Raw genomic sequence first — 26,223 nt, forward strand, 5'->3', positions numbered from 1 at the left:
GGTCGTGCGTCCAGTGCAGGTGGACGAACCGGTTGGCCAGCGGCGGGCTCAGGTGCCAGCCGTCGGCGGCGCTGGACGGCGGGTTGGCGGCCGCGACGACGCGCACCGGCTCGGGCAGGGTCAGGCTGCCGACGCGGCGTTCCAGCACCACGCGCAACAGGGCCGCCTGGACGGCGGGCGGCGCGGACGACAGCTCGTCGAAGAACACCAGGCCGCGTCCGGCGCGGGCGACGCGCACCGCCCAGTCCGGCGGCGCCATCGGCACGCCGGTGACCGCCGGGTCGTCGCCGACGATCGGCAGCCCGGCGAAGTCGGACGGCTCGTGCACGCTGGCGATCACCGTCTCCAGGGGGACGCCGAGGCCGTCGGCGACCTGGCGCATCCCGGCGGACTTGCCGATGCCCGGTTCCCCCCACAGCAGGACGGGCAGGTTCGCGGTGACCGCGAGCACCAGCGCCTCGAACCGGTGGTCCTGGGCGGGTTCGGTGCGCCACGCCCCGGCACGCCGGTTGAGCTCGTCGGCCACGGCCAGGGCGTCGTGACCGCTGGTGGGTTCGTCGGTGGTGGCGGTCATGTGTTCCTCTCCCCCTGTGCGGCGATCCGCACCTTGAGGAAGTCCAGGTCGCGACGCCTGCGGATGTCGATCAGCTCGGCGAGGTTCACGTCGCCCCCCGGGTAGACGTAGCCGTGGACGTCGGTGCGCGCCCCGGCGTCCACCAGGGCCCGGACGACGTCCGCCGAGGCGCCCCAGGCGACGGCGCGGAACAGCGGGGTGTGGCCGCGTTCGTCGGACGCCTCCAGGTCGAGGCCGGCCGCCAGCAGGCGCGGCAGCAGCAGCCGGTGGTCGACGTGGCCGATCAGGTGCAGGAGCGTGGTTCCTTCGCCGTCGCGGGCGTGCGGGTCGTGGCCGAGGTCGAGCATGCGCAGCACGCCGGGGGTGTCACCGTGCCGCATCCTGTGGAACAGCTCGTTGCGCTGGACGCGCAGGGCGCGTGGCATCCGTCCGGTGGACGTCCAGCCCTGCCGGACGGCGAAGCAGCCGACAACCTTGCCGCCGAACGCCTTGAGCGCCTGCTCGCGCCGCCGTTCCTCCTCGGTGTGGTCGTGCGTGTGCAGGACCCCACCCTGGTACGACACCCTGTGCCACACGCCTCGGCAGCGGACGCGGATGACCGGAGGCGGCCCGGGGTCGGGCGGGCCGATCGGGCGGCCGTCGCGGGGCGCGTCCCGTGCCGGGAACAGCGCCGAACGCACCAGCGGGTGCAGGTCGTCGGGGGTGAGCCGTCCGGCGCGCAGCAGCTCCAGGTCGGGCAGGCGTCGCCAGTACACATCGGGCAGCGGGACGGTGGCGACGGCGGGGCGGCCCTGCCGCCGGCGCTCGGCGGGACTCATCTCGCGGTGGAGGGTGAGGCGCAGGCCGTCGCCGGGGCACGTCGGGTCGTCGGTCTGTTCCACCGTCGCGACGAAGTAGCGCAGCACCCAGTGCGTGACCTGCTCGCCGATCGGAACGTGCCAGTTCCGGACGATGCCCTCGCGGGCGAGTCGCCGCAGTTCGGGACGCAGCCGGTGGAGGGCCAGCACGCTGGAGCGCAGCGCGTCCAGCAGATCGACACCGTGGCGGCGGGCCTCGTCGATCTCCAGGGCGACGTTCGCGGCGACGAACGCCCGTTCGACCTCGCCGCGGTCGTGCAGCAGCGTGATCCATTCGGCGAGGCGGACGGGATCGTCCGGGCCCGGGTTCTCGGTGGGCAGTTGGTCCGGGCGGCGCGGGGTGCCGTCGGCGTTGAAGAACGGGGCGCGGTCCAGGCCGCCGTGCCGGGCGAGGAGTTCGTGCGCGTGCCGCACGTCCCAGACGTGGCGCGCCGCCGACCAGTCGAGCTCGGTCCGCGAGGTCTTCGCGGTGCCGACGGCCACGGAGCCGAACCGCAGCGTCAGCCGTTGCCCGCCGACGCCCTCGGGGGTGACGATCTGCAGGGTGGCGCGCAGCCGCGGCCGGTCGTAGGCGCGCAGCACGATCACGCGGCGGGGCGTGATCATCGTCTGCGTGCTCCACTGCGGCTCAAGGCGGGGCAGGTGCCAGCGCAGCAGGTCGGGCGCGAGGTGCCGCAGGTCGTCCTCCAGCGCCTCGGCGATGGCCGGGCCGTCCTGGCGGGCCACCTCGGCGAGGTCGAAGGCGACGTCGACGCCGGCGGCGGCGCAGGCGCCCCGCCAGTCCCCGGCCAGGCGCCGTTCCGCAGCCTCCTCGATCATCCAGCGCGGCACCGCGTACCGGCGGGTCCGCGCCCACATGCCCGCGCGTTCACGGTCGAACGGTGCGCACGCGTTGGTGCCCGGTTTCGGCTGGACGGGGGTGTCGCGCTTGCTCACCGATAGACGCTCCCGATCAGCTGAATGTCGGAATGGGCCGGGGTCAGGGGACGCATCAGCGCGTTCAGCGCGCGCTTGACGCGGCGCGGAACGTTGGGGCCGAGCCGCACCCGCTCCAGGCGCGTCGCGTTGCCGCTTGCCCGGGCCAGCAGTGCCTTGGCGCCGCGTCCGGTGATGCCGGAGTGGGCCAGGTCGAGCGTGCGCAGGGGGCTGCCGGGGAGGGCGTCGGCCAGCGCGGAGGCGCCTTCGTCGCCGGTGGCGTTGGCGGGTGCGCCCAGCGCGCGTTGCGAACGTGGACGCCCCAGGTCGAGCGTTTCGATGCCGTCGAGGGCGTCTGCCAGAGCGCGCGCGCCGTCAGGGCCGATCCCGTTGCCGCCCAGCCCGAGCCGTACGGGACGAGTCGGGTCTGCCGCCCCGGCCAGGGCGGCGGCGCCCGCGTCCCCCAGGTGGCTCGACGAGACGTACAGTTCGCGCACGCCCGCGTCGCGTATGAGGGAGGCCAGTAGGGGCGCCGCGTCGGCGGCGAAGCCATTGCCCCCGAGGAAGAGGCGTTCCACCGGTTGCGGACGTTCTGCCAGCGCGTCCAGCAGCACGCGCAGCCCGTCCACGGTGATGCCTGTGTTGACCAGGTCGAGGGTGCGGATCGTCGTGTTGCGGCGGAGCATGGCCGCGAGCGCGCGCACACCCTCGTCACGGACGGGGTTGCGCTTGAACCACACGGCCCGCACCGTGTCGTCGTCCGCCAGCCGTTCGGCGAGCATGGCGACACCCTCGCCGTCGATGCGGTTGCAGCCCATGTAGAGCGTTTCGACGCCGTGCCCGGGGACGAGCGCTTGGGCGATGGCACGCGCGCCGTCGTTCCCCATGGCGTTGGTGCCCAGCAGCAGGTGCACGGCGTGCGGCGACGCGGCGGCCACCGGCAGGAGGCGCGCGGTCCCCTGCGCACCCAGGCCCTGCTTGCACAGGTCGACACGACCGTCCGGACGTAGCGTGCCCAGGGGGAACGTCTCGTCGGCGTCGACCGCGGCCGCGTCGCCCAGGCGTACCAGCAGCGGTTCCAGGGCGGCCGGGTCGGCCGCCGGGACGTCGGGGTGTTCGATGGCGGGGCAACGCACCGGGGTGGGCTGTGTCTCGGGCTCAGTCATCACCACTCCACTGGGCGGTAGTCCTTGAGGAACAGTCCATGGACGGGTTCGCCGCGCACGCCCCGCACGATGGGGTCGTACACGCGGGCGGCCCCGTCGATGACGTCCAGCGGGGGGCGGAACCCAAGCGCGCGCTGCGCCGTCCGGCTGGGATGGGGCCGCTCGTCGGTGACCCAACCGGTGTCCACACTGTTCATGTAGATGCCGGACGCGGCGTAGTCGGCGGCCGACGTCCGGGTCATCATGTTCAGCGCCGCCTTGGCCATGTTGGTGTGCGGATGCCGGACGGACTTGTACGGCCGCGAGAAGCTGCCCTCCATCGCCGACACCTGCACCACGTACCGGTCCGGGTGCGGGGACGCCTCCATCAGGCCGCGCAGCCGGGAGGTCAGCAGGAACGGCACGAAGGCGTTCACCACGTGCACCTCCAGCCATTCCCCGGGCGGCACCTCCTCCAGCCGCAGCACCCAACTGTTGCGGTCGCGCAGGTCGAGCGGCTGGCCGGTCTCGTCCGTCCGCCCGGCCGGGAACAGCGCCTCCCAGCCCGCGTCCGGCAGCGCCTCCAGGGCCTGCCCGGCGGTGAGCGCGGGACGGGCCGCACCGGAGACGGTGACGCGCGCGGCGCCGCCGGTCAGCGCACGGTCCTCGGCGGCGCGCACCTCGCGGTGGTAGGCGGGCGGGCGGCGGATCGTCTGGGCGGCGTTGTTGACCAGGATGTCGAGGTGGTCGAACCGCCGGTGCGCCAGGTCGACGAGGTCGGCCACGGCGGGCAGATCGAGGAGGTCGACGCCGTGGACGTGCAGGCGGTCGAGCCAGTCGTGCGCGTCGGCCACGGCGGCGAACCGGCGCGCCGCGTCCCGGGGGAACCGGGTGGTCACCAGCACCTCGGCGCCGTCGCGCAGCAGCTTCAGCGCCGTGTGGAAGCCGATCTTCACCCGTCCGCCGGTGACCAGTGCGCGGCGTCCGCGCAGGTCGGCGCGGGCGTGCCGGCGGACGGCGTTCTCCTGCCCGCACGGCGGGCACATCATGTGGTACTGCGGATGCACCTGCCGGTAGGGCGTCTTGCAGACGTAGCAGCGCCGCGCGCCGATCAGCCGCCGCGGCGCTTGCCCACGCGCGGGGCCGAGCGTGGGGCCGGGTGCGGCCTCGGGTGCGGGCTCGGGCGCGGGGTTCTGCTCGCGGTGACGTTCGGACGCGGCCAGGGCCTCCCTGTCGTGCCGCCGCCGCTCCTCGCGCCGCGCCGCCTTGCGCGCCTTCTTGCCCGCCCGGTACGCGTTGCCGACGGCGCGCCGGACGTGCAGCCAACGCGGATCGTCGGGGTCCGCCGAGGCCGCGTGCTCCAGCACCCGCAGGCACGTGTCGATGTCGGCCTGTGTCGGCTCGGATTCGGTCGACGCCACCGCGCTGGCTCCCCCACGGACGAAACGGGGTGATGGACCGGCCGGATTCGAACCGGCGTCCTCCCGCTTGGCAGGCGGGCGTGACGACCTCTGCACTACGGCCCATCACCGACGGTGAGCCTACCGACCGACCTGCCGGACTTCTTTGGATTTATCCCTCGTGCCGTTGCAGTTCGTCCAGCACCTCGGCCAGAGCGGCGCGCGGATCGAACAGCGCGGTGCCCATGGCGCTGCGCACGTGGTGGTGGACGTCCACGGCGGTGCGCAGCCACCGCGCGGCCTCCTCCAGGCGGCCCTGGCCGCGCAGCGACAGGCCCAGCCAGTAGGCGGCCTCGTGCAGCGGGCGCTCGTCGTGGCGGCCGTCCCAGGCCAGCCGCAGCAGCGGCTCGGCCTCCGCGTACGCGCCGCGCCGCACCATGCTGCGCCCCGCCGGCCAGCCGCACCACGCCACCCCGCGCCGCGCCGCCAGCGCCCACATGCGCTCGGCCTCCTGCACGTCGCCGTACTCGTCGGACCTGTCGCCGCACCACCACGCCGCCTTGCCGTGCCCGAGCCGGGCGGCGCGGCGCAGCCACTTCTCCGCGTTGAACGCGTCGTTGGCGATCATCAGCAGGTGCCCGACGCGCTCGACGAGCCCCACGTCCTCCTCGTCCGGCTCGGACGCGGCACGGGCCCGTTCGTAGGCCGCCTCGGCCGCCGGAAGGAACCACCCGACCACATGCCGCGGCTCGGCCTCGCAACGTCCGTAGAGCAACTCCCCCAGAGCCAGCCCGGCCGCGACGTCCCCCCGCTCGGCCGCCATGCCGTACCAGTGCGCGGCCTCGGCGAACCGTCCGGCCTCTTCGAGCAGCCCGGCCAGTTCGACGGCCGCGTCCACGTTCCCGCCCTCGGCGGCGGCGCGGAGCCCCTCCAGCCGCCCGGCGTCCGCCGCCGTGGCCGCTCCGGCCGTCCGCCGCAGCGTCTCCACGCGCTCCAGCGCGCCTTCGACGTCGCGGTTGTCGTTGTCACCGGCGTGCTCGCCGTAGGCCGCGTACCAGTCGCGCGCCTCGGCGAAACGGCTCTGGCGCAGGCACAGGCCGGCCAGCTCCCACATCGAGGACGCGTCCGCGAGGGCGGCGCCCCTCCTCAGCCAGTGCTCGGCCTCCCCCACGAGCCCCCGCTCCCTGCACAGGACGCCCAACGTGAACGGCGCGTAAGGCCTGCCGGGAAAACGCCGTGCCGCCTCCTCCAGCGTCCGGTGGGCCTCGTCCCATCGGTCGACGCGCTCCAGCAGCAGGCCCTTCCAGACGAGCGGCCTGTCGTCGTCCGTCAGGTCGACGACCTTGTCGAACAGTTTCACCGCGTCGTCCTGGAAGTACGGATAGGCGCGGAAATCGGCGACATCCTGCCCGAGTTCGGCGACGGCCTGAAGCGCAGTCGCGTAGTCCCCTCCCGCGATGGCCTCGGCGACCATGTCCTCGCGCTCATAGACGAAGGAGCGGAACCGCTCCATCGCCTCCAGGGCGTGCCCGGCCGTCTGGTCTCCCCGTGCCAGGGCCTCCTCCAGACGCCGCTCCGCCTCGTCCTGCCGCCCCTGCGCGGCCAGCAGCAGCGCCCCGTTCGTCCGGCACTCCGCGCTGCCCAGCTCGGCGCCCCGGGCGTACCACCGCGCCGCGCCCGCCGTGTCGCCCGACTCCTCCAGCAGCGTGGCCAGGCCGAACGCGCACCCGCCATCGCGCTCGGCGGCGACGTGGTACCACCGCTCGGCCCGCTCGTACTCGCCGCGGTCCCGCAACGCCGCGGCCAGCGCGCGGACACACCACGCGTCCCCCGCGCCGCCTGCCTGTTCAAGCCAGGGCAGGGCCCCGTCGATGTCTCCTCGGTCCAGAAGCCGCCGGGCGTACGCGGCCGGATCGTGCATGCGGTTTTCGGTTGGGGGCGGGGAGGCGAATACGGACATCCGGCATAGGTACCAGAGAACACCGTGACGCGTCCGCGATTCCCCGAGGGGCGGGCCGACCGGATTCGAACCGGCGTCCTCCAGGTTTGGGAGACCCGGCGCGACGACCTCTGCGCTACGGCCCGCCGCCCCGCAGCATAACGGCAGCCTCACCCGGCCGGCCTTTACGGCATGACGACCGGACGCCCCGAAGAGTCGCGCACGTCCAGATCACATCCGAGTTCCCGCATGCGCTGCAAACCGGGCCCGTCGCGGTGCCGCGCCCGGGCCATCACCTCACGCCGGTAGGCGCGCAGGCGCCTCGGCAAGCGGACCGTGCCCTTCCCCCAGGCGTCCAGGACGGCGAAACACCCGGAACTACGGCCGCCCAACGCGACCATCGCCTTCTCGCGTAGCCACTCGCCGTCGTGGTGCCTGGCAGGACGCAGAACACCGTCCACCATCACCAGTTCGTGCCACTCCCCACGGCACCGCACCCGCACGACAGGAGGCGGACCCGGATCAGGCGGACCGACCGGCCCGTCCGGGGCGGGCCGTTGCGGGAAAAGCGCCGAACGCACGAGCGGATGCAGTTCGTCGGGCGTGATGCGTCCCGCCCACAGCAGGTCCAGATCCACGTACCGTTCCCAGTACACGCGGGGCAGGCGGCGGTGAGGCCCGTGGAGCCGCGGGGGCGCCTTGGTCACGCCCAGCGTCCCGCCGTCCTCGTCCCACTCGAAGTGCAGGGCGAGCCGCCCGGCGCGGTCCTGTCCAGCCAGGTAGTGATAACCGAAGGCGTCGATCGCGTCCTCTACGAGAAAGTGGCGCGCGTTCCATCGGCTCATCACCTGCTTTAGCCGGAACGGAGCCAGGGGGAAACGATGCGCCCGCTCCAGGGGATCGCCTTGGGGGTCTGTCTCGATGCCCGCCACGGCGAAGGCCGCCGCGATGTCGCCACGCTGGTGCAGCAGCGTGATCCATTCAGTGCGTCCCACCGGATCGGCAGGGCCGGGATCACACGCGGGCAGCTCCGATGCCGTGAGCGGCGTGCCGTCGGCGTGGAAGAACGGCGCCCTCCCGTCGCCGCCGCACCAGGCGAGGAGTTCGGGGACGCGCCGCACATCCCACAGGTGCCGAACCCCGGTCCAGTCGTTCGGCGTCTCCGGCTGCCGCCCACCCAGGTAGACCTCTAGGACGACGCCGTGCAGATCGGACCCGTGACGTGCGGGGCGCACCCGCAGCAACGCGCCCTCGTAGGAGGCCAACACCAGCGGCGAACGCAGCGTTATCTCGTCGTCGCCCCACAGGGTGCGATCGCGGGGCAGGTGCCAGCGCAGCAGGTCAGGTGCGAGGTGACGCAGGTCGTCCTCGATCGCCTCCGCGACCGCCGCGCCCCGCTCACGGGCGACGCGCGCAAGGTCGATGCCGGCCGTGTCGACGTTCGCGACGACGCAGGCGCCCCGCCAGTCCCCCGCCAAGCGCCGCTCGGTCGCCTCCTCGATCATCCAGCGCGGCACCGCGTACCGCCGCACCCGCGCCCACACACCCGCCTGCAGCCGGGGGAAGAACGGGCACGCGCCCCTCCACGACGTCACCTGCACCTCCACAACGGTGTGGGCCGACCGGATTCGAACCGGCGTCCTCCTGGAATGCGGTTCCAGGCGCGACGACCTCTGCGCTACGGCCCACCGGACAACGCCTTCGGGGAGCGGACCGGCCGGATTCGAACCGGCGTCCTCCCGGATGCGCCGCCGGGCGCGACGACCTCTGCGCTATGGCCCGCCGCCCGCAGCTTAGGGCCCACCGGTGCACCGCGAATAGCGATAAAGGATGCGGGCACGACCCAGAACATGAGCAGACCGGCCAAGCCCAGGGTGCGCCGGGCCTACGACGAGCCCGAACCCCAGGACGGCACGCGCGTCCTCGTGGACCGTCTCTGGCCGCGTGGCCTGTCCAAGGACTCCGCGCGGATCGACGAGTGGCTCAAGGACGTCGCCCCGTCCACCGAACTGCGCCGCTGGTACGGTCACGACCCGTCCCGCTACGACGAGTTCTGCCGCCGCTACGAAGCCGAACTCGCCGACGAGGCCCACACCAAGGCGCTGGACCATCTCCGGGAACTCGCCGCGTCCGGCCCCTTGACCCTGCTCACCGCCACCAAGGACATGGACCACAGCCAGGTCCCCACTCTCCTCAAGGCCCTGTCAGGTTGAGCCGGAGGCGCCCCCCACTGCAACGGTGAGTTTCAAAGCCCTACGCCCATCCAGGCCCCGCTCGCCGCGTTCGCCGAACGGGAACTGACGGACCGGTGCACGGCACTGGCGTGGAACAAGGAGGCTCCGCGAAGGAGGTCCTGCGCACGTCCCCGCACCAATACGTCGCCTGGGCGCTGGAGCACCCGGCCCGTTCAATCCCTCCCTTCGGCACCCGGTCAACGACGCGCCATGGTTCGCAGCGGGACTCGCCTGACGCCACCAACCCAACCGGCACTATGGAAAGGGTGAAGGACATCTTCTTGTCGCCGCCGACGTCCGAGCCGATGGAGTTCGTCTCGGACCTGCTCGGAGACCTCTCGGTGCCCGACCCGGACGCCCGGACACTCACCGATCCGCAGGCAGCCGCGAAGCTGATCGCGGACGAGACCCGCTCCCGTGTGCAAGCGGTGCTCGAACGTTTCCCCGGCACCCCGTCGATCTTGCTCAGCGGGGGCGTCGACTCGATCTACGTCGCCGCCATGGCGGCGGATCTTGGCGTCCGCGCGCAGGCGATCACGATCGTGACCGGCGATGGGGCGGACAGGCCCCATGCCGCTGCCGCAGCGGCCGCGCTGGGGCTTCCGCACGACATCATCGAGCTCACGGCTGATGAGGTCGTCCAGCTCGCACGGGACGTGATGGGCCGGATCGGGACGTCCGAACTGTGGGAAGTCACCGCCGGCATCCCCTTGCTCGCCGCCCGCCGCAGCCTGGACCGTATCGCGAACCCGGGGCCGATCCTGACAGGCAGCGGTGCCGACGCCATCTTCGGCGGTGGCAGGAAGCCGACTCACCCTCTGGACAGCGACGAGGCCCGGGCCGAGATCGATCGGCTGATCCGTGAGGAGTCGGCGGCGAACTTTCGTTACGACCGCCTCGTCCCAGATTTCTATCCCGCCCTCCTGGACCGCTACGCCGACCGCCTGATCCATGTCTTCCAGACCGTCCGCTGGTGGCGGCTCGCCGCGCGGTTCGCACCGCGCGCCCTGTTCGGCGACCATGACGGCAGTCCTGTCGACAAGCTCGCGCTTCGGATCGCCTGTGACGCGCTGTTGCCCAGCGGCGCGAAGCACCTCGCGTGGACCGCTAAGTCGCCCATACAAAGGGCGTCCGGCTTGATGGGCGCACTCGCCACCGCCGCCCGCGCCTACGCGGCCGGCCTGCCCGGTGCCACGACCTACACGAATCCGAAGACGGAAGACCCCGAGGCCGTGGCCACCCGGCTCTATCTCGCCATCCTGAAGGGCGACTAGCTCGACCTGTTTCCGCTGAGCCGAAGTGCCCGTTTGCGCGAACGGCGGCGCGGCCCCGTGCGCGTGTCGCCGAGGCGCTGGTCGCTGCGTCCGACCATGAGCACGGTCGTTCCGGCGGCCGCGAGCGAGCGTGCGATCGCCTCACCGATGCCGGAGGTCGCTCCGCTGAGGCCGCCGCGAACCCCTGACCAGCTGATCGCGGCACGCCTGCCCGGCGCCACGACCTACACGAACCCGAAGACGGAAGACCCCGAGGCTGTGGCCACCCAGCTCCATCTCGCCATCAGCGAGCCGACTACGTGACCCGGAGCCCCGCTGTTTCGCCCTGGCTGGGGTGATCGCCGCCCGGCTCGGCGTGGCCGCCGCGCTGCTCACCACGACCGTCACGTTCACGCTGGCCGCCATCCGGATTCGCGGCCTTGTTCCGCACTGGCCGATGAGCGCGATCTTCATCACCGTGGCCGTGCTGTTCGCCGTGCGTGCCCACTCGCGCCGCACGGCCCTGCTACGTCGAAAGCAGAACTCCCTGGATCCGACCTGCCCTCGACGCCGTGACGCGTCGGGCCGCAATCCGTGGTGGGTCGGGTGCGGCTCGGTTCGATCAGGCGGAGTCCTGCGGGCGTCGCACGACGGCGGTTCCCGCGTCGAGATCGATGCGAGTGCGCGGCGGGCCGCTGTCGCCCTCCTCGTCTCGCAGCATCAGCGAGGAACGGCGCTGATCGATCGCGTGACGGTGCGTGCCGTGGAAGAAGGCATCCAGCTCACCGACGGCGACCGCCGAGATGGGGCGGCCGGCCTCGTCCTTTCGCCACGGCAGACGGAACCTGCGATGTGCCCACAGACCCGCACGGTCGAGGACGGCGAAGGCGACCAGTCCGAGCACGAGGCCAGGGATCGACACAAAAGCGATGAGTGCCACGTCCCCTCAACGAACACACCATGTCAGCGGTTGCCGCTCACAGCGACGCCCTGAGCGGTCGGTTCACTCTGCAGGGCCGGCCTCGCCATATGCGGGAGAACGCCGCTTGGAACGTCAGGCGCGGTCGCGGGCTTCGTCGCGCGCGGTCTTGTACTCGCCGAGCCACTCGGCGTCGGCCTGGTCGGCCGGCATCGCGCGTAGCCCGGCGTCGAGCAACGCCACAGCGTCCGCGTACGCGCCGATGTCGCGATGCACCATGCCGATGTTGAGCTGGAAGAACGGTTCGGAGTACCAGTACACCGGCGGCGGTGGTGCAACGCCGTCCGCGGCCCGTTCGGCGGCCGAGTCAAGCAGACGCCGCACCTGCTCGGTCTCACCGAGGGCGGCATACCCCTGGGCGGCCTGCAACTGGTCGAACGTCCGCTGAACAGGGTGCCCGCCCGGCGTCGCCAAGGCCGCACACGCCGCGCGCACGACCGCGCGCGGGCGCCGCTGCTGCCTGGCCACATACCCACGGAAGCTCGTGGCGAGCGCCGCGATGGTGCCGTCCTCGAATTCGTCGGCGAGCTGTTCACCGCGACCGAATAGCGCGAGCGCCTGTTCGTCCTGACGGAGTGCCGCGTGCAGCCACCCGGTATAGACCGTCCACTCGGCCACGATCCGGCCAAGCCGATCCCGCAGCGGCCCGGACGCATCCCGCAGCATCCGCGTGGTCGCGTCAAGCTGCCCGGCGACAGGTCCGAGAAGGGCCGCGGCGCCGATGGCGTCCTCAAGCCGCCGCTGTCCGGCGAGCACGGCCGCGAGCGCCTCCAGCGCCCCACGATCCAGCCGCGCCGGACGCAGCGTCACCAGAGTGAGTCGCTCCTCGTCGTCCGGGGTGAACTCCCCGTACCCCGATGCTCGCCACGGGGACGTCCGGGCGTCCGTGTGGGGGCCGAAAAGCTCCTCCACGTCCATTCCGAACGCGGCGGCGTAGGCGAGTTGGTAGCGCTCGCTGATGCCGACGTTGCCCGCCTCCCAGCGCTTGACGTACGAGATGAGCGTGTCCAGATCGGGACACTGGTCAGTCACATTCTGGGCGATTCGGCGAGCCATTTCCGGTTTAGTCCAGTGGCGGCGATTGCGCTCGCTCCGCAGGCGGACGCCGATCCGCCGCCGTTCATCGGCGCTGGTCATCTCATGCCTCTCGGTTCGCCGTAATCTGAATTACTCCCCCTCTACACGCCATTGTGCCCGTGCGCCTGCGGCACGTGACCAGGTTCTCCAACACGATCACCTGCCCACACTGCGACGGCGGCCGAGCGCGGTCCGAGCATGGATTCGCATAATGGCGAGCATTGCCACGGCGCGAATTCTCTTGCAGGCGGAGACTCCCCGGCGGTGGCCCGACCGCCGACCGGGTGACGTCTGCGCCTTCGGGCAGGATGGCGGACGGGCATTGAAAGGGAGGGTTCACATGGGGCAGACGGCGGGGTTCTTGTACGAACTGGGGCTGCTCAAGCGGTACAAGCGGACCGGGTGGCTCATCGCGGGTATCAGGGATCCGGAGAGCATCGCGGAGCACTCGTTCCGGGCGGCGGTCATCGCGAGTGTGCTCGCCGAGATGGAGGGGGCCGATCCGGCGCGGGCGGCCCTGCTCAGTCTGTTCCACGACAGCCAGGAGACGCGGCTCACCGACATCCCCTACCTGGCCAGGCCCTATGTGACGAAGGCGTCCAATGAGGAGGTCACCGGGCATCAGGTGCGCGGCCTGCCCGAACCGGTCGCCGAGATGATCAAGAGGGTCGTCGGGGAGTACGAGGGCAAGGCCAGCGCCGAGGCCGTGTGCGCGCGGGACGCCGACAAGCTCGAATGCCTCCTCCAGGCCGTCGAGTACCGGGAGCAGGGCAACCAGAACACCCAGCCGTGGATCGACAGCTCGCTGACGCAACTCCAGACCGAGTCGGCCAAGCGGCTTGCCCGGGAGGCGCTGGAAACAGGGTCGCTGGAGTGGCTGGCGCGGGCGATGAACGGAGACTAGCCAACGAACCAAGGCACGCAAGGCCGCGCACAGATCCAGTGCGTCCACTCCAGGCAGCGCCATGGCCCCACCCCCGCGCCAACCCCGAGCCGGTCCGTGTGCGGCGAGCCGGACCGGAGAGGCCAAGCGAAACGGCAGTGGGTGTGCCTGGTCGAGCCATGTCCGCGGTGCGCGGCCAGGTCATATCCGCCGGACAAAGCCAGGCCGCGTCTGCGGCTCCGGGTCGGAGCGTGTCCGGAGCGCCGGACGGGGGCGTGTCCGGTGCGCGGCCGGGAGGCAAGGGCCCGGAGGGTGATCTTGATTCCCCCGTGTGGGGGAACAGGTCGTCGGCGGTTCCTACCGTGGCGGGTCCCGCGTGGGTGGTGGGTCCGGAAGGCTCGCCGGTGTCCAGATCGGTCGGCGCGCGGGGAGAGTTCAGCGTGACGCAGGGATCAGCGGCTGCGGTGGGGGTCGGTGCGCGTTGGAGCGCGGTGCGCAGGGTCGCCGGTTACGCGGCGGCGCTCAGCATGGCGCTCTACCTTGTCGTCAAGCTCGTCTGGGTCGCTGCCGCCCTGCTCGGGCACGGTCCGGACGACTTCGGCACCGCGGACTGGGTGGTGCTGAACTTCGTCACCGTGGTGATGGCGGCGACCGGGGTCGCTCTGGGACTGGCGCTGGCCCAGCATTGGGGACGTCGGCTGCCCGCAGCGCCGGTGATCTTCTTTTCCTGGGTGGGCGCGGGTTTCCTGGTCCCGATGCTTCCGTACGCGCTGATCAGCGGAATTCTCGGCGCGTTCGGAGGCGAGCGGGGTGACGGCGGCGGATCCGATGCGGCTCCGCGCTGGGAGACGGTGTTCATCACCATCGGGTTCGCCGGGATGGCCGTGGGCCTGGCGGTGGCCCTGCCGATCTATCTGAGGGAGAGATGGCCGCGGGCCTTCCTCGGCCGGGTCGGGGACGGCCGTGCCCGCCCGTCGCCGGTCGTGACGGTGGCGATGGCAGTGGCCGCCGGGCTGGGTCTGCTCTGGTCTTACCGGGCGCTGGGCGGGACGCTGGGGCTCGACCCGGCTCATCGTGATCAGTGGGATCTCAATGGGCGGCTGCTGAACGCCAACTCGGGGCTGTGGGCCTTGCTCGGCGCCTGGGGCACCTGGGCGCTCACGCACGGTCGGCCCGCCCGGCTTCGGGTGTGGATCGCCATGACGCCGGCCTACGCGGCTTCGGGCTCGTTGTTCGCGTGGAGCTGCTGGAAGCTGCCGATGGTGATTTTCCAGCCTGGAGGCTTCGTGGCCGCGGAGTACACGCCGTTCGCAGTCGTTCAGCACGTCCTGGGCATCGTCGTGGGTCTGACGCTCGTGGTCGCCGTACTGCGCTCCGTCCCGACGGCGCCGGGAGATTCTGAGTAGTTAATACATGTATTAACTATCGGCGGCTAGCCTGGGCGCATGGCGGGTGAGGGTGGGACGGACGCTCTGGACTTCTGGTCGTTCGTCGAGCTGGCCGAGCGGAGGCTGGCGGAGGAGTTCGGGTTCCGACACCGGACGGCCACGCGGCTGTTGCTGACCCTGAACCGGGCCTCGGCGATCGTCACCTACGACCTGGAGGCGGCGGTGCACCGGCCGCGCGGGCTGTCGTGGGCGGGGTTCCGGCTGCTGTTCGTCACCTGGCTGGCGGGTCCGCTGGAGCCGGGACGGGCCGCCGCCGTGGCCGGGATGACCAGGGCGGCGGTGTCCAACCTGGCCAAGTCGCTGGAGGCCGACGGGCTGCTGGTGCGGTCGCCGGGCGAGCGGGACGGCCGGACGGTGGTGCTGTCGCTGACCGAGCAGGGGCAGCGGGCGATGCTGGACGTGTTCGCCGCGCAGAACGCCCGCGAGCACGAGTGGGCGGACGCCCTGACCGACACAGAGCAGCACATCCTGATCATGCTGTTGAACAAGCTGATCGCGGGCCGTCAACGGTTCGACGTGCGCGAACGCAGCTGACGAACCGGCCGGCGCGGTCGCCTGGCCGATGGTTCGACTGCCCAGTTGAGCGCTCCAACGGACGCACGTCCGGTTCGCCCCTCCCAGGGGGTGGCGGACGGCGGCGGGCGGTGCGATAGTACATGTGTTAACTACTTTGCCCCGGTGGCGGCGAGGAGGGACGCATGGCGTACTACCGGCGGGTCGGCGACGTGCCGCCCAAGCGGCACACCCAGCATCGGGACGGCGGCGGACGGCTCTACTTCGAGGAGCTGATGGGCGAGGAGGGCTTCTCGGCCGACTCCTCGCTGCTCTACCACCGCGAGATCCCGTCGGCGATCGTGGATTCGCAGCCGTGGGAGATCCCGGACGTGACCACGACGCCCAACCATCCGCTCAGGCCCCGGCATCTGAAGCTGCACGACCTGTTCCCCAAGGAAGCGTGGGGCGAGACCGACGTCGTCACCGGCCGCAGGCTCATCCTGGGCAACGGGGACGTGCGCATCTCCTACGTGGTCGCGGCCGCGCCCTCGCCGCTCTACCGCAACGCGCTGGGCGACGAGATCGTCTACGTCGAGTCGGGGACGGCGACCGTGGAGACCGTCTTCGGCGCCCTGCGCGCAGAAGAGGGCGACTACGTCGTCATCCCGACGTCGACCACGCACCGGTGGCTGCCCGAGGGCGACGGGCCGTTGCGCGCGTACGCCATCGAGGCCAACGGGCACGTCGCGCCGCCCAAGCGCTACCTGTCGCGGTTCGGGCAGTTCCTGGAGCACGCCCCGTACTGTGAGCGCGACCTGCACGGCCCCGAGGAGCCGATCCAGCGCGACGAGACGGACGTGGAGGTGCTGGTCAAGCATCGGACGTCCGCCGGGGTCGTCGGCACCAGGCTCACCTACGCGCGGCACCCGTTCGACGTGGTGGGGTGGGACGGCTGCCTCTACCCGTTCACGTTCAACGTGAACGACTTCGAGCCGATCACGGGACGGGTCCACCAGCCGCCGCCCGTGCACCAGGTGTTCGAGGGCCCGGGGTTCGTGGTGTGCAACTTCGTCCCGCGCAAGGTCGACTACCACCCGCTGGCCATCCCGGTGCCGTACTACCACTCGAACGTGGACTCCGACGAGGTCATGTTCTACTGCGGCGGCGACTACGAGGCGCGCAAGGGCTCGGGCATCGCGCAGGGGTCGGTGTCGGTGCACCCGGGCGGGACCCCGCACGGGCCGCAGCCCGGCGCCTACGAACGCGGCATCGGCGTCGAGTTCTTCGACGAGCTGGCCGTCATGGTCGACACGTTCCGGCCGCTGGAGCTGGGTGAGGGCGGCCTGGCCTGCGAAGACCCGGCCTACGCGTGGAGCTGGGCGGGAGGGCGGCGATGACCGTTCCCGCCTTCGCCCGAGGGCTGTGCGATGACGCGGCGGTGTTCCCCCCTGGGTCGATGCCGCTGCGCGACGCCGTTCCCGCGCACCGCGCGCACAAGCGCGCCGGGTACGCCGAGCTGGTCGGCTCGTTCGTCGTCGCGGCGCCCATGCTGGACGACCTGCGCGCCCTGCCGGGAGAGCCGCTCTCGCTCATCGTGACGGCGCCCGAGGGGCCGCGCCAGGCCGCCGAGGCCGCCGAGGCCGAAGGCGTGCGGTCCGTGGAGGTCGCGGTGCCGGCGGGTATGCCGGTGGACGTGTTCTTCGCGGAGTTGCGGCAGGTGAAGGGCACGACCGTGGTCGTGGAGGTGCCGCGGGACGAGCGGCGGGCGCAGATCGTCGCCGGGCTGGCCGGCACGGACATGAAGGCCAAGTTCCGCACCGGCGGCGTGCGGGCCGAGATGTATCCGGACGAAGGCGAGCTGGCCGCCGCGATCAAGGCGGTGGTGGACGCGGACGTGCCGTTCAAGGCCACCGCCGGGCTGCACCACGCCGTGCGCAACACCGACCCGGAGACGGGCTTCGAACAGCACGGCTTCCTCAACGTGCTGCTCGCGGTCGACGACGCGCTCGACGGGCGTTCCGAAGGCGAACTGGCGCGCACGCTGGGCGAACGCGACGGCGCCGTCCTCGCCGACCGCGTCAGGCGGCTGGACGGGGCGCGGGTCGCCGCCGTCCGGAGCCGGTTCCTGTCGTTCGGCACGTGCAGCATCGCCGATCCCCTGACCGACCTGGTGACGCTGGGGCTGTTCCCGGCGGCGCTCGCGGAATCCGAAGGAGATGTCCGATGACCCGGATCGACGTTCCCGACGGCTCGCCCTTCGGCGTCGGCAACCTCCCGTACGGCGTTTTCTCCACGCCCGGCACCGAGCCCCGCGTGGGGGTGCGCCTCGGTGACTCGGTGATCGATCTGGCGGTGGCGCTGGACGACGACGTTTTCGCCCGGCCCACGCTCAACGCGTTCATGGCGCAGGGCCCGCGCCGCTGGGCGGAAACACGAGAACGGATCACCGAACTGGCGCAAGGGGACGTACCGGACGCGGCAGTTCATGAATCGTCCCAGGTCAGGCTGCATCTGCCGATCGAAGTGGCGGACTACGTCGACTTCTACGCCTCCGAGCACCACGCGTCCAATCTGGGCCGGTTGTTCCGCCCGGATTCCGAGCCGCTCATGCCGAACTGGAAGCACCTTCCCGTCGGCTACCACGGCCGCGCCGGGACGGTCGTGGTGTCCGGCACCGACATCGTCCGGCCCAGTGGGCAGCGCAAGACCCCGGCCGACGCCGCGCCGGAATTCGGGCCGAGCCGCCGTCTCGACATCGAGGCCGAACTCGGATTCGTCGTCGGCGTCGGTTCGCCGCTCGGCAGCCCCGTGGCGTGCGAGGAGTTCGCCGAGCACGTTTTCGGCGCGGTGCTCGTCAACGACTGGTCGGCCCGTGACATTCAGGCGTGGGAGTACGTGCCGCTCGGCCCGTTCCTGGGCAAGAGCTTCGCCACGTCGGTGTCGCCGTGGGTGGTGCCGCTCGCGGCGCTGGAGAACGCGCGCGTCCCCACCCCGCCGCAGCAGCCCGAGCCGCTGCCCTACCTGCGGGAAAAGGAGCCTTGGGGGCTGGACATCGAGATGACCGTCACCTGGAACGGCCAGGTCGTCTCGCGTCCGCCATACCGGGAAATGTACTGGTCACCGGCGCAGATGCTGGCGCACATGACCATCAACGGCGCCAGTGCGCGCACCGGCGACCTGTTCGCCTCCGGCACCGTCTCGGGCCCGGAAAAGGAGCAGCGCGGCGCGTTCATCGAGCTGACCTGGGGCGGCCGCGAGCCGCTGCGGGTCAACGGCGAGGAGCGCACCTTCCTGGAGGACGGCGACGAGGTCGCCATCTCCGCGACCGCGCCCGGCGCCGACGGTTCCGTCGTGGGGTTCGGTGAAGTGCGCGGACGCGTCCTCCCGGCGGCGTCCGGCCGCCGGAGCGAGTGACCACCGTGATCGACTGATTCCAAATCGTAATGTCGCGGGCCGTCCCCGCAGTCTGAACAACCGGTATTTTTCCAACATCATCTACTTTTGACCTATCATTCGAGGTCACTCCTGTCCTATCTGCAGGGCGGGAAAAGTCGGGGACGGCCTGGGGTGGCACAGTTGCGCACACGCGGCATCGCTAATCGACGTTGGGCGGCCGGAATCGTTCTGCTTGTCGGAACGCTGGGGCTGACGGCCTGTTCATCCTCCGAGACCCACGAGACCACCACGGCGGGCGGGGACACCAAGGTGCCCGCCGCCAAGGTGACGATCACCCCGGCGCAGGGCTCCGAGAAGGCGCGCCCCGACCGCGGCGTGGTGGTGAAGGCGGCCGGCGGGACGCTGCAGTCGGTCAGCGTCACGGCGGGCGGCAGTCAGGTGGAGGGCGCCTTCAACGCCCAGCGCACCGAGTGGCGGTCCAAGTGGACGCTGCGCCCCGGCACCAACTACACGGTGACGTCCACGGCCAAGAACTCCATCGGCACCGTCTCGCAGGCCACCAGCACGTTCCGCACGCTCAGGCCCACGGCCGCGCAGACCGCGACCGCCTCCCTGGACTGGATCCTGGAGGGCAACCGCGGCAAGACCTACGGCGTCGGCACGCCGATCATCGTCGACTTCAGCCGTCCGGTGGCCAACAAGAAGGCGGTCGAGCGGGCCCTGGAGGTCACCGCCGAGAAGCCGGTCGAGGGCGCCTGGCGGTGGATGGGCGACCAGAAGGTCATCTACCGCACCAAGACGTACTGGCCCGCGCACCAGACGGTGAAGCTGAACGCGCACCTGGCCGGGGTTCGGGTCGCCAAGGGCGTCTACGCCACGAAGGACCTCAACCGCACGTTCAAGATCGGCGCCGCCCGCATCACCACCATCAACATGAAAAAGCACCGGATGGTCGTCAAGGTGGACGGCAAGAAGGTGCGCTCGGTGCCGGTCAGCGGCGGCAACGGCACCACGCTGGAGTACACCACCACCAGCGGCACGCACCTGACCATGGAGAAGGGCAACCCGGTCCGGATGATCGCGCCCGGCCGTAAGAAGGGCGACCCCGGCTACTACGACCTGCTGATCAACTACGCGGTCCGCATCTCCAACAGCGGCGAGTACCTGCACCAGACGGCGGGCGAGGAGTACTGCCTGGGCCGCGCCAACTGCAGCCACGGCTGCGTCCGCCAGCCCGCCGACGACGCCCAGTGGTTCTACCGCACCGTGCAGCCCGGTGACATCGTCAACATCACCGGCACCCGGCGCAAGCTGCAGTACGACAACGGCTGGTCGTTCTGGCAGCTCCCCTTCGAGACCTGGAAGAAGGGCAGCGCGCTGCACTGAGCCCCCTCCCGACTCCACCGACGGACGCGGTCACCGGCGACGGTGCCGCGTCCGTCGGCGTTCACGGGTCCACGCCCCCCGCGACGCCCCCTAGTCGGCGGACGGGAGGACGGGCTTGATCGTCATCTCGTCCGGGACGTGCGGCAGGACGTTGCGGAAGTAGTCGCGGGCGGCGGTGGTCGTGCCGACGTCGCGGCCCAGCTTCTCCGACAGGAACCAGCGGTGTTCCAGCACCTCGTGGAACAGTTCGACCTCGTCCAGGCGGCCGCGCAGGTCGTCGGGGACGGCGCGCACCACCGGGTCGTACACCTCGGTCAGCCACCTGCTGGCCGCCACCGCCTCCGGCACGGGACGGCCCGACTCGCGTTCCAGGTGGCCGCGGTAACCGGCGATGTCGTTGAGCAGGCGGCGGGCCTGGTTCTCCTGGGCGTTCAGGCCGGTGCGGGCGAACAGCAGCCGCCGGTGGTGGCCGGGCTCGGCGACGAGCGTGCGCACCCGCAGCATGTTGCCCGGCCTGCCGTCGGCGGTCTCCCCCGCGTCGACCAGCTCCACCTCGTCCACGTCGAAGCCCAGCTCGTTGATGCGGCGCAGCCGGTCGGCGATGCGGAACCGCTGCTCCTCGGGGCCGATGACCTCCTCGCGGGTCAGCTCGTCCCACAGCGCGGTGTACCGGCGGACGGTGTCGTCGGCCACCGCCACCGGGTCCAGCTCCGGCGGCAGCAGCCCGGCGGCGTGCAGGTCGAACAGCTCGCCGGCGATGCGCTCGCGGGCCAGCTCCACGTCGTAGGTGCGCTGCCCCTCCGACAGCGACGGATGCAGCTCGGCGGTCTCGGCGTCCACCAGGTAGGCGGAGAACGCGCCCGCGTCCAGCCGGAACAGCGTGTTGGACAGCGAGCAGTCGCCCCACATGAAGCCCGCCAGGTGCAGCCGGACCAGCAGCTCGACCAGGGCGTCCAGCAGCCGGTCGGTGGGGTGGTGGCCGCCGCGCGGGTTGGCGAACAGCGCCCGGTACGAGCTGGCGTGGTCCAGGAACCGCGTCACCAGGACCGCGTCCTGCCCGTCCGGGCGGTCCACCACGATGCCGGTCACCTCGACGGCCGGGATGCCCAGCTCGCGCAGCCGCCGCAGCAGCCGGTACTCGCGGCGGGCGAGCCGCTCGTCCAGCTCCTTGAGCGCGTAGACACCGCCAGCCTCGGCGACGAACCGCACCGTGTGCCGGGACAGGCCGCGGTGGCGGATCTCCACCAGGCGCTCCTCGCGCCACTGCCCCAGCGGCCGGTGCCAGGGCAGGCTGAGCAGCCCGCTCGCCGCCTCGGCCGGCGGTTTGAAGACGAACCTCATCCGCCGCCTACCCGGCCGCGGCCTCGGCCCCGTCGCTCTCGGCCCCGGACGCGGCCGTGCCGCCGGACTCGGACGGCGTGCCCCGCTGGACCCGCCGCTGCGCCTCGCGCTCCTTGTCGGCCAGCCGTCCCAGCGCCGCCACGCGCTCCTCGTCACGGGTGAGGTTCTCGCCCGTCGCCGGGTCGAACAGGTGGATGCGCGAGGTGTCGATCCACAGCTCGGCCTCGTCGCCCGGGCTGATCAGGCTGGACGCGTCGAGCGCGACGACCGCCTGGGTGCGCATCTGGTCGCTGTCGAGCTCCTGCGACAGCTCGCGCAGCTGCGCGGCCACGTCGGCGGGCGCCTCGTAGGGGATGTAGGCGTACAGCTCGTTGCCCAGCCACTCGGTGACGTCCACGTGCACCCGCAGCACGGAGCCGCGCTCGCGCCGCTCGTCGCCGACGAGCGAGGCGTCCTCGAAGTGCTCGGGACGGATGCCCACCAGCACCAGACTGCGGTCCCCGACCGCCTCGACCTTGCGCCGGTCGCCCACGTCGAAGCGGCCGAGCGGGGTGTCCAGGACGGTGCCGTCCACGGTGGCGGGCAGGAAGTTCATCGACGGCGACCCGATGAACCCGGCCACGAACAGGTTGGACGGCTGCTCGTACAGCTCGCGCGGGCTGCCCACCTGCTGCAGCACGCCCTTGCGCAGCACCGCCACCCGGTCGCCCAGCGTCATCGCCTCGGTCTGGTCGTGCGTGACGTACACGGTCGTCACGCCGAGGCGCCGCTGCAGCCGGGAGATCTCGGTGCGCATCTGCCCGCGCAGCTTGGCGTCCAGGTTGGACAGCGGTTCGTCGAACAGGAACGCGTTGGCCTCGCGGACGATCGCGCGGCCCATCGCCACCCGCTGCCGCTGACCGCCCGACAGGTTCGCGGGCTTGCGCTCCAGGTGGTCGGTCAGCTCCAGCAGCTCGGCGGTCTCGTTGACGCGCCGCCGCACCTCGTCGTCGGGCGTCTTGGCCAGCCGCAGCGGGAAGGCGATGTTCTCGAACACCGTCAGGTGCGGGTAGAGCGCGTAGTTCTGGAACACCATCGACAGGTTCCGCTCGCGCGGCGCGACCCTGTTGACGACCTTGCCGCCGATGCGCAGCTCGCCGGAGGTGATGTCCTCCAGGCCCACGATCATGCGCAGCAGCGTGGACTTGCCGCAGCCCGACGGGCCGACGAGGATCATGAACTCGCCGTCCTTGATGTCCAGGCTGACGTCGTTGACGGCCGGATAACCGTCGCCGTACCTCTTGACGATGTTCTTCATCGTGATCTCGGCCATGGCGCAACCCTCCTCGTGTCAGCCCTGTCAGCCCTTGACCGCGCCGGACGTCAGCCCCGCGACGATCCGCCGCTGGAACAGCAGCACGATCACCACGACCGGGATCGTCACCACCACGGCCGCGGCGCAGATCGCCGTGGTGGGCTGCTCGAACTGCGACTGACCGGTGAAGAACGCCAGCGCCGCCGGCACCGGCCGGGCCCGGTCGGTGGAGGTGAGCGAGATGCCGAAGACGAAGTCGTTCCAGCAGAAGAAGAACGTCAGGATCGCCGCGGTGAACACCCCCGGCGCCGCCAGCGGCACGATCACCTTGCGGAACGCCTGCCAGGTCGTGGCCCCGTCCACCTGCGCGGCCTGCTCCATCTCCCAGGGGATCTCGCGGAAGAACGCCGACAGCGTCCAGATCGCCAGCGGCAGCGCGAACGAGATGTAGGGGATGATCAGCCCCGGCCAGGTGTCGTACAGCCCGAGGTCACGCCACAGGTCGAACAGCGGCCCGACCAGCGACACCACCGGGAACATCGCGATGGCCAGCGCGAACGACAGGATCAGCCGCTTGCCCGGGAACTCCAGCCGGGCGATCGCGTAGGCCACCAGCGTCGCGAACAGCACCCCGACGAACGTGGCGATCAGCGAGATCCCGATCGAGTTGATCAGCGCGGAGGTGAACAGGCTGGTGGAGAACACCGTCCGGTAGTTCTCCAGCGTCCAGTCCTGGGGGAGGAACCCCTGGACGTTGCCGATCTCCCCGGGCTGCTTGAACGACAGCATCACGATCCACAGGATCGGGAAGATCGTCCACACCAGGATCAGCAGCGACGCGACGATCCACAGCGCTTTGGAACGCCCCGTCTCCATCAACGATCACCTCTCACCTGGGACAGGTCCACCCGGAAGCCGCGGATGAACACCGCCGCGATCAGCACCACGGACAGGAACAGCAGCACCCCGACCGCGTTGCCCATGCCGATCGCGGTGCGCGTGATGGTCTGGTCGTAGGTCAGGAACGACAGCGTGGCGGTCTGCTCCTGGCCGCGCGTCATGACGAACGGGTTGTCGAAGATCCGCCAGGCGTCCAGCGTGCGGAACAGCACCGCCACCAGGATCGCCGCCTTCATGTTCGGGATCGTGACGCGGCGCAGCCGCTGCCAGACGGTCGCGCCGTCCACCGTGGCCGCCTCGTCCAGGTCGCGCGACACCTGCGCCAGCCCGGCGAGCAGCAGCAGCGAGATGAACGGCGTCGTCTTCCAGATCTCCGACAGGCAGATCACGAACAGCGCCGCCCACCGGTCGGAGAACCAGGCGAAGTCGCCGAGCCCGAACCAGGAGTTGACGAAGCCGGACTGCAGGTCGAAGGCGTACCGCCAGGCGAACGCCGAGATCACCGTGACGATCCCGTACGGCACCAGGATCGCGGTGCGCACGGTGCGCCGCGCGAAGATCGCCCGGTGCATCACCATCGCCAGCCCGAACCCGAGCACCAGCTCGACGCCCACGGTGATCACGGTGATCAGGAACGTGGTGAACACGTCCTGCCAGAACAGCCCGTCCGACAGCGCGGTGGCGTAGTTGCGCAGGCCGACGAACTCGCGGTCCTGCGGGGCGGTGAGCCGGTAGTTGAACAGCGACAGGTACAGCGCGTTCAGCAGTGGGTACCCGGTCACCAGCAGCATGACGACCACCGCCGGCGCCGACAGCAGCAGGCCCAGCCGGCGTTCGGCCCGGGCCCGGTCGGAGATCTCCGCGCGTCCGGCCGGTCCGGCGGCCGGCGCCGTCTCCACCTGGGCGGTCATGACGCACCTCCTGGCACAGCGGGGGCCTCCCGTCTCCTCACAGCACGACCCCCCGTCACAGCAGCGCCTCGTCGCGCAGCACCGCGCGGATGAACTCGGCCGAGCGGCGCGGCGTGGTCTGCGGGTTCACCGACGCGGGCGGGTGCCACCTGCTCTGCACCGCCGCGGACACGTCGGTGTAGTACGGGGTGATCGGCCGGGGCGCCGCCGCGTTGATCGAGTCGCGGATCAGCGTGGCCATCGGGAACTCGCGCTTGATCTCGGGGTCGTCGTACACCTCGGGACGCGCCGCCGGGTTCCCCGAGTCGAGCATGTACTTCTTCATGTTCTCGGGCGTGGTGATGCACCGGACCGCGTCGACGGCGTGGGTGTCCCTGTACTTGCCGAACGCGCCGATGCCCAGCTCGATGCCGCCGAACGGCGGCCTGCTCGGCCGGCTCGCCGTCACCCGCGGGTAGGGCGCCCAGCCCAGGTCGCCCGGGATGTTCTTGTCGATGACGCCGTTCTTGGCGTCGTCGTTCTCGGCGCGCCAGATGTAGCCCCAGTTCACCATGAACCCGCCGCGCGGCCCGTTGAGCATCGACCGCGCCTGCTCCTCGATGTCGGTGGACAGCGACGGGCTGGCCGCCTTGGACCGGGCCAGCTTCTGGATGATCCGGGCCGCCTCGCCCCCGGCCGGGGAGCCGATGTCGATGGACGCGTCGTTGCCGCGCTCGGCCGCGCTGATGATGCGGCCGCCGGCGGACGCGACGAGGGCGTTGACCCACACCATGTAGCCCTCGTACTTGTTGCCCTGCGCGCCGACCGTGAGGTTCGAGCGGACCGCCGCGTCGATCATCTGGTCCCAGGTGAAGCCCGGGGAGGTCGGGTCGACGCCCGCCTTCTGCGCGGCCGACTTGCGGTACCAGAGGATCTGCGTGTTGGCCCAGAACGGCGCCGCGTACAGCCGGCCCTTCCAGGTGGAGCTCTGCACGGCGGCCGGGAACACGCCCTGGGTGAACTGCTGCGCCTCGGCGCTGCCGAACGGGCGCAGGAATCCGGCGTTGGCGGCCTCGGCGACGAACACCGGGTCCAGGCTCATGATGTCGAGCTGGTCGTCCTTGGCGGCCAGCCGCCGGATCAGCTGCTCGCGCTGCTGCGTCGCGTCGTTCGGCAGGATGGACGTGACGATGCGGTAACGGCCGCCTGCCGCCTTCGTGCACGCCTCGGCCAGCCGGGCCTGCCCGCCGTTGTCGGGATTGATGTACCAGTGGAGCGTCGGCGTTCCGCCGTCGCCTCCGCAGGCGGCCAGCCCGCCGGCGAGCAGCGCGGCGGCGACCACGCCCCGCAGTGTCCGCCCGGGCGCCCTTGGCCGGGTTCGTCCTCCTGGACCATTGCGGGCACGTTCACCCTGGTCACCGCGCTCGTCCCTCGCCCCTTCGCTCACGGAACCTCCCGACGGGTCCCCCGCGTTCCGGGCACTTCGGCGGGCCCGTCGCGGCGGGACTGGATCTCCACTCAAGCACCGGCGACTACGGAATGTCGAGATCCGTATCCGTACCGATGCAAAAGCGACTGCTGACTACCCTCCAAGTTCGATAAATCACCCGACTGTGCGATAGAACACACACCCGGCAGATAGATGGCCACACCTGGCCCGCCCGGAAGGCGGCTCGGCCGTCTCCCGGGCTGACGGGTTGTAGAACATACATAAACAACCCGCGATGCCACAACGCACGACGCCAGATGGCACTTCGCCAGGTGTCAGCCGCCGTAGCGCCCACCGGCAGGGCGGATCGGGGCACCCGGCCGCGCCG

22 protein-coding genes, 4 tRNA genes and 1 pseudogene are annotated in these 26,223 nt (G+C 71.3%); 11 read left to right on the plus strand and 16 right to left on the minus strand.

Annotated elements, in window-relative coordinates; all coding sequences use genetic code 11:
- Positions 1-85: 85 nt before the first annotated feature.
- The 10 genes and pseudogenes from ABD811_RS28385 to ABD811_RS28430 all read right to left on the minus strand — a co-directional run.
- Positions 86-574: pseudogene (locus tag ABD811_RS28385) on the minus strand (AAA family ATPase); the annotation flags it as partial.
- Positions 571-2,367 (minus strand): ankyrin repeat domain-containing protein, encoded by a 1,797-nt coding sequence (locus ABD811_RS28390; protein WP_344953827.1) that lies wholly within the window; start codon positions 2,365-2,367, stop codon positions 571-573. The pseudogene ABD811_RS28385 and the gene ABD811_RS28390, both read right to left, overlap by 4 nt.
- Entirely contained in the window at positions 2,364-3,512 is a 1,149-nt protein-coding gene (locus ABD811_RS28395) for a leucine-rich repeat domain-containing protein (RefSeq protein ID WP_344953829.1), read from the minus strand. The genes ABD811_RS28390 and ABD811_RS28395 overlap by 4 nt, the downstream gene beginning before the upstream one ends.
- Positions 3,512-4,912: an SDR family NAD(P)-dependent oxidoreductase gene (locus ABD811_RS28400; RefSeq protein ID WP_344953832.1), complete on the minus strand. Its 1,401-nt coding sequence runs from the start codon at positions 4,910-4,912 to the stop codon at positions 3,512-3,514. Before ABD811_RS28400 ends, ABD811_RS28395 begins: the two co-directional genes overlap by 1 nt.
- A 32-nt stretch (positions 4,913-4,944) precedes the next feature.
- A tRNA-Gly gene (locus tag ABD811_RS28405) sits at positions 4,945-5,017 on the minus strand.
- A gap of 46 nt (positions 5,018-5,063) precedes the next feature.
- Positions 5,064-6,812, minus strand: a complete 1,749-nt coding sequence (locus ABD811_RS28410; protein ID WP_344953835.1) for a tetratricopeptide repeat protein — start codon at positions 6,810-6,812, stop codon at positions 5,064-5,066.
- Between the two features lie 89 nt (positions 6,813-6,901).
- Positions 6,902-6,976 (minus strand) — tRNA-Gly (locus ABD811_RS28415).
- A gap of 39 nt (positions 6,977-7,015) precedes the next feature.
- Positions 7,016-8,425, minus strand: a complete 1,410-nt coding sequence (locus ABD811_RS28420; RefSeq protein WP_344953838.1) for a hypothetical protein — start codon at positions 8,423-8,425, stop codon at positions 7,016-7,018.
- A gap of 18 nt (positions 8,426-8,443) precedes the next feature.
- Positions 8,444-8,518, minus strand: a tRNA-Ala gene (locus ABD811_RS28425).
- A gap of 19 nt (positions 8,519-8,537) precedes the next feature.
- Positions 8,538-8,613, minus strand: a tRNA-Arg gene (locus ABD811_RS28430).
- 67 nt (positions 8,614-8,680) lie between these two features.
- Between ABD811_RS28430 and ABD811_RS28435 the strand changes: the two genes are divergently transcribed.
- The 4 genes from ABD811_RS28435 to ABD811_RS28450 all read left to right on the plus strand — a co-directional run bounded on the left by ABD811_RS28435 (position 8,681) and on the right by ABD811_RS28450 (position 11,311).
- On the plus strand, positions 8,681-9,043 hold the full coding sequence (locus tag ABD811_RS28435) for a DUF488 domain-containing protein (RefSeq protein ID WP_344953841.1): 363 nt from the start codon (positions 8,681-8,683) through the stop codon (positions 9,041-9,043).
- A gap of 287 nt (positions 9,044-9,330) precedes the next feature.
- Entirely contained in the window at positions 9,331-10,338 is a 1,008-nt protein-coding gene (locus tag ABD811_RS28440) for an asparagine synthase C-terminal domain-containing protein (protein ID WP_344953843.1), read from the plus strand.
- A gap of 96 nt (positions 10,339-10,434) precedes the next feature.
- Positions 10,435-10,641: a hypothetical protein gene (locus ABD811_RS28445; protein ID WP_344953846.1), complete on the plus strand. Its 207-nt coding sequence runs from the start codon at positions 10,435-10,437 to the stop codon at positions 10,639-10,641.
- Between the two features lie 31 nt (positions 10,642-10,672).
- The gene (locus ABD811_RS28450) at positions 10,673-11,311 is read left to right on the plus strand and encodes a hypothetical protein (protein WP_344953849.1); all 639 of its coding nucleotides are present in this window, start codon (positions 10,673-10,675) and stop codon (positions 11,309-11,311) included.
- A 60-nt stretch (positions 11,312-11,371) separates the two neighbouring features.
- On the opposite strand, the gene ABD811_RS28455 is transcribed toward ABD811_RS28450, so the two are convergent.
- Positions 11,372-12,433: an NsdA family TPR-like regulatory protein gene (locus ABD811_RS28455; protein WP_344953852.1), complete on the minus strand. Its 1,062-nt coding sequence runs from the start codon at positions 12,431-12,433 to the stop codon at positions 11,372-11,374.
- A 280-nt stretch (positions 12,434-12,713) separates the two neighbouring features.
- Between ABD811_RS28455 and ABD811_RS28460 the strand changes: the two genes are divergently transcribed.
- From ABD811_RS28460 to ABD811_RS28490, 7 genes are all read left to right on the plus strand, one after another.
- Entirely contained in the window at positions 12,714-13,277 is a 564-nt protein-coding gene (locus ABD811_RS28460) for an HD domain-containing protein (protein WP_344953855.1), read from the plus strand.
- 470 nt (positions 13,278-13,747) lie between these two features.
- On the plus strand, positions 13,748-14,662 hold the full coding sequence (locus ABD811_RS28465; RefSeq protein ID WP_344953858.1) for a hypothetical protein: 915 nt from the start codon (positions 13,748-13,750) through the stop codon (positions 14,660-14,662).
- Positions 14,663-14,701: 39 nt separating this feature from the next.
- Positions 14,702-15,238: a MarR family winged helix-turn-helix transcriptional regulator gene (locus ABD811_RS28470; RefSeq protein ID WP_344953861.1), complete on the plus strand. Its 537-nt coding sequence runs from the start codon at positions 14,702-14,704 to the stop codon at positions 15,236-15,238.
- Between the two features lie 164 nt (positions 15,239-15,402).
- Complete coding sequence (locus ABD811_RS28475) at positions 15,403-16,596, plus strand: homogentisate 1,2-dioxygenase (protein ID WP_344953864.1); 1,194 nt, start codon at positions 15,403-15,405, stop codon at positions 16,594-16,596.
- The gene (locus ABD811_RS28480) at positions 16,593-17,426 is read left to right on the plus strand and encodes a hypothetical protein (RefSeq protein ID WP_344953867.1); all 834 of its coding nucleotides are present in this window, start codon (positions 16,593-16,595) and stop codon (positions 17,424-17,426) included. The genes ABD811_RS28475 and ABD811_RS28480 overlap by 4 nt, the downstream gene beginning before the upstream one ends.
- The gene (gene fahA / locus ABD811_RS28485) at positions 17,423-18,613 is read left to right on the plus strand and encodes a fumarylacetoacetase (RefSeq protein ID WP_344953870.1); all 1,191 of its coding nucleotides are present in this window, start codon (positions 17,423-17,425) and stop codon (positions 18,611-18,613) included. The genes ABD811_RS28480 and fahA overlap by 4 nt, the downstream gene beginning before the upstream one ends.
- Positions 18,614-18,904: 291 nt before the next feature.
- Positions 18,905-19,981: a L,D-transpeptidase gene (locus ABD811_RS28490; RefSeq protein WP_344953873.1), complete on the plus strand. Its 1,077-nt coding sequence runs from the start codon at positions 18,905-18,907 to the stop codon at positions 19,979-19,981.
- Between the two features lie 90 nt (positions 19,982-20,071).
- Here the strand turns inward: ABD811_RS28490 and ABD811_RS28495 are convergent, their stop codons facing one another.
- Genes ABD811_RS28495 through ABD811_RS28515 form a run of 5 tightly spaced genes read right to left on the minus strand, consistent with a single transcriptional unit; the run spans position 20,072 to position 25,748 of the window.
- Entirely contained in the window at positions 20,072-21,322 is a 1,251-nt protein-coding gene (locus ABD811_RS28495) for a DUF4032 domain-containing protein (protein ID WP_344953875.1), read from the minus strand.
- A gap of 7 nt (positions 21,323-21,329) precedes the next feature.
- Positions 21,330-22,634, minus strand: a complete 1,305-nt coding sequence (locus tag ABD811_RS28500; RefSeq protein WP_344953878.1) for an ABC transporter ATP-binding protein — start codon at positions 22,632-22,634, stop codon at positions 21,330-21,332.
- 27 nt (positions 22,635-22,661) lie between these two features.
- The gene (locus tag ABD811_RS28505) at positions 22,662-23,492 is read right to left on the minus strand and encodes a carbohydrate ABC transporter permease (RefSeq protein WP_344953880.1); all 831 of its coding nucleotides are present in this window, start codon (positions 23,490-23,492) and stop codon (positions 22,662-22,664) included.
- Positions 23,492-24,427, minus strand: coding sequence for a carbohydrate ABC transporter permease (locus ABD811_RS28510; RefSeq protein ID WP_344953883.1), 936 nt, complete (start codon positions 24,425-24,427; stop codon positions 23,492-23,494). Before ABD811_RS28510 ends, ABD811_RS28505 begins: the two co-directional genes overlap by 1 nt.
- Before the next feature lie 55 nt (positions 24,428-24,482).
- Positions 24,483-25,748, minus strand: a complete 1,266-nt coding sequence (locus tag ABD811_RS28515; RefSeq protein WP_344953885.1) for an extracellular solute-binding protein — start codon at positions 25,746-25,748, stop codon at positions 24,483-24,485.
- Positions 25,749-26,223: the final 475 nt, after the last annotated feature.

It is taken from the genome of Actinomadura miaoliensis, assembly GCF_039536785.1.
GTDB lineage: Bacteria > Actinomycetota > Actinomycetes > Streptosporangiales > Streptosporangiaceae > Spirillospora > Spirillospora miaoliensis.

What these genes read in the sequence shown, in the direction of transcription:
- ABD811_RS28395 (WP_344953829.1), bottom strand. Translation starts at nt 3,512, where the DNA reads ATGACTGAGCCCGAGACACAGCCCACCCCGGTGCGTTGCCCCGCCATC.
- ABD811_RS28410 (WP_344953835.1), bottom strand. Translation starts at nt 6,812, where the DNA reads ATGCACGATCCGGCCGCGTACGCCCGGCGGCTTCTGGACCGAGGAGAC.
- ABD811_RS28435 (WP_344953841.1), top strand. Translation starts at nt 8,681, where the DNA reads ATGAGCAGACCGGCCAAGCCCAGGGTGCGCCGGGCCTACGACGAGCCC.
- ABD811_RS28445 (WP_344953846.1), top strand. Translation starts at nt 10,435, where the DNA reads ATGAGCACGGTCGTTCCGGCGGCCGCGAGCGAGCGTGCGATCGCCTCA.
- ABD811_RS28455 (WP_344953852.1), bottom strand. Translation starts at nt 12,433, where the DNA reads ATGACCAGCGCCGATGAACGGCGGCGGATCGGCGTCCGCCTGCGGAGC.
- ABD811_RS28460 (WP_344953855.1), top strand. Translation starts at nt 12,714, where the DNA reads ATGGGGCAGACGGCGGGGTTCTTGTACGAACTGGGGCTGCTCAAGCGG.
- ABD811_RS28470 (WP_344953861.1), top strand. Translation starts at nt 14,702, where the DNA reads ATGGCGGGTGAGGGTGGGACGGACGCTCTGGACTTCTGGTCGTTCGTC.
- ABD811_RS28475 (WP_344953864.1), top strand. Translation starts at nt 15,403, where the DNA reads ATGGCGTACTACCGGCGGGTCGGCGACGTGCCGCCCAAGCGGCACACC.
- ABD811_RS28480 (WP_344953867.1), top strand. Translation starts at nt 16,593, where the DNA reads ATGACCGTTCCCGCCTTCGCCCGAGGGCTGTGCGATGACGCGGCGGTG.
- fahA (WP_344953870.1), top strand. Translation starts at nt 17,423, where the DNA reads ATGACCCGGATCGACGTTCCCGACGGCTCGCCCTTCGGCGTCGGCAAC.
- ABD811_RS28495 (WP_344953875.1), bottom strand. Translation starts at nt 21,322, where the DNA reads ATGAGGTTCGTCTTCAAACCGCCGGCCGAGGCGGCGAGCGGGCTGCTC.
- ABD811_RS28500 (WP_344953878.1), bottom strand. Translation starts at nt 22,634, where the DNA reads ATGGCCGAGATCACGATGAAGAACATCGTCAAGAGGTACGGCGACGGT.
- ABD811_RS28505 (WP_344953880.1), bottom strand. Translation starts at nt 23,492, where the DNA reads ATGGAGACGGGGCGTTCCAAAGCGCTGTGGATCGTCGCGTCGCTGCTG.
- ABD811_RS28510 (WP_344953883.1), bottom strand. Translation starts at nt 24,427, where the DNA reads ATGACCGCCCAGGTGGAGACGGCGCCGGCCGCCGGACCGGCCGGACGC.